The sequence below is a fragment of the Nguyenibacter vanlangensis genome (assembly GCF_013376155.1).
Taxonomy (GTDB): domain Bacteria; phylum Pseudomonadota; class Alphaproteobacteria; order Acetobacterales; family Acetobacteraceae; genus Gluconacetobacter; species Gluconacetobacter vanlangensis.
The window spans coordinates 1-1,772 of the sequence record NZ_JABXXP010000582.1 but is presented as its reverse complement, the minus strand read 5'-3'; the positions used below and the strand labels follow the sequence as shown (position 1 = coordinate 1,772).

At 67.9% G+C, this 1,772-nt stretch carries 2 protein-coding genes and 1 pseudogene; 1 reads left to right on the top strand and 2 read right to left on the bottom strand.

What is annotated here, in order from left to right; all coding sequences use genetic code 11:
* Positions 1 to 129: pseudogene (locus HUK84_RS23315) on the bottom strand (adenylyltransferase); the annotation flags it as partial.
* A gap of 209 nt (positions 130 to 338) precedes the next feature.
* On the opposite strand from HUK84_RS23315, the gene HUK84_RS16910 reads away from it, so the two are divergent.
* A complete protein-coding gene (locus HUK84_RS16910; protein WP_246285752.1) occupies positions 339 to 1,037 on the top strand; it encodes a DUF2939 domain-containing protein in 699 nt (232 codons plus the stop codon).
* A gap of 124 nt (positions 1,038 to 1,161) precedes the next feature.
* Here the strand turns inward: HUK84_RS16910 and HUK84_RS16905 are convergent, their stop codons facing one another.
* Positions 1,162 to 1,410: a DUF3126 family protein gene (locus tag HUK84_RS16905; RefSeq protein WP_176641310.1), complete on the bottom strand. Its 249-nt coding sequence runs from the start codon at positions 1,408 to 1,410 to the stop codon at positions 1,162 to 1,164.
* Positions 1,411 to 1,772: the final 362 nt, after the last annotated feature.

Genomic DNA, 1,772 nt, shown 5'->3' with positions numbered 1-1,772 from the left:
CAGCCCCCCGGCGCCGACGATCAGCACGCTCGCGGCGCGCAGCACGGCCTGGCCGGTGCCGCCGATCTCGGGCAGCAGGATATGGCGGGCGTAGCGCTGGATCTCGGCTTCGGAAAAATCAGGGATCATGCATCCTTCCCCGTCCCGGCACGTTGCAGGCATGATGACGTCCGGGACAACAATGTCAGGTATGAGCCTGACCGGTGCAGGCGAATATGGCTTCGTGACACTCTTTTTGTAACAATTTGTGTCATTTTGCCATGAAGGTCATGCATGTCCGCCATGCTTATCGTATGCTCGCGCCGTACGACAGGGACGATTTCTCGATGGACCGTTTCATGCGCCTGATGCCAGCCGGCCATATGGTTGCCGTTCGTCGGCAGCAGGCACGGCGTCTCTGCGCGGTGACCCTGGTCATGGCGCTGTCGCTGTTCGTCGCCTCGCCCTTCGTCACGCTGTGGTCGGTCGCGTCGGCCATGCAGGCGCATGACGTGCGGACGCTGGGGACGTACCTCAACTGGCGGTCGGTCCAGACCGGCCTCAAGGCGCAGATCGTCACCGGCCTGGTCGGGACGCAGCCTGCCGGTGACGACGATCTGCCGGAATTCGGGTCGTCCTTCGCCGCCGCTGCGGTGTCCAACGCCGTGGACACGAACGTGAATGCCGCCAATCTCGGAACGCTGATGGACCAGTTGATGCCGGCGGGCCCCTCGGACGCGGGTAAGCCGGCCGCCGGCCGGCCGGCCCCCGGTCATCCGGCCCCGAATCATTCGGTGACGGGCGCCGCGCGGGTGCGGATCCTGCGCCATGTGCGGGTGCGTTTCGTGCGCCTGAACATGTTCGAGGCCAGCCTCGCCCTGCCGGACCAGGCGCGGGGCCATGCGCGCGACAGCAAGCTGCATCTGCAGATGCAGATCCAGGGCTGGCGCTGGAAGATCACCCGCATCGACCTGCCGTCCGGCCAGGACGGCCACCCGATCATCGAAGCGGCCGTCGACCGGCCGGCCGTCGTCCGGACCGCCGTCCTGGCGCGGTAAGCGCGCCGCGCCGGGCGCGCGGCCAGGAGCGCGGCAGGGGCAGGATGAGATTCCCCACCCCTGCGACGGTCAGCGCGCGATCGGCGCCGGAATCACGAGAATCAAGTCACAAGAATCGTCGGCATCAGCGGCGCGCGCGCGCGGTGGCGGTTTCGGCCGGCAGATCCTCTTCCAGAACCGTGATATGCAGGGCGTAGGACACTTCGCCCTCATCCTCGTCCCGATGGACGGTGCCGATGATTTCGCCCTTCACGGCGACTTCGACCGACAGGCCCGCGCGCGGCGGCGGGTTGACCGTCAGTTCGGGGGAGCCCAGCAGGCGGCGCAGGCACACCTGCAGGCGGGCGATCTCGGAGGTGGACATGGTGCTCATGATACGAAGCTCCCGGTCGGGGTCGGAGGATAAGGCGGCGGCGGGCTGGGCCTGATGCCGCCGAACGACATGCCGCCCGCTATAGGCACTCGGGTCGCCCCCCGCAACCGCCCCTTGGCCGCGGTCGCGGCCGCCGCCCGCCGCGCGTGGATCCCGCCCGTGAAAAATCCCCTTCCTGCCCGGAGCTTGCCATGATTCGTCGTTTTCCTGGATTTTCCTTGATGTCGCACTGTGTGAGGAGAGTCGGCTTGCGGATCTGTTCGACCCTGTTCGCCGGCATGGCGCGCCTGTTGGTGCCGGGGGTGGCGGCGGCGCTGGTCATGGCGCTGGTCACCCATGCCGGCGCGGTGACCGCGCCGTTC

What these genes read in the sequence shown, in the direction of transcription:
- HUK84_RS16910 (WP_246285752.1), top strand. Translation starts at nt 339, where the DNA reads ATGCGCCTGATGCCAGCCGGCCATATGGTTGCCGTTCGTCGGCAGCAG.
- HUK84_RS16905 (WP_176641310.1), bottom strand. Translation starts at nt 1,410, where the DNA reads ATGAGCACCATGTCCACCTCCGAGATCGCCCGCCTGCAGGTGTGCCTG.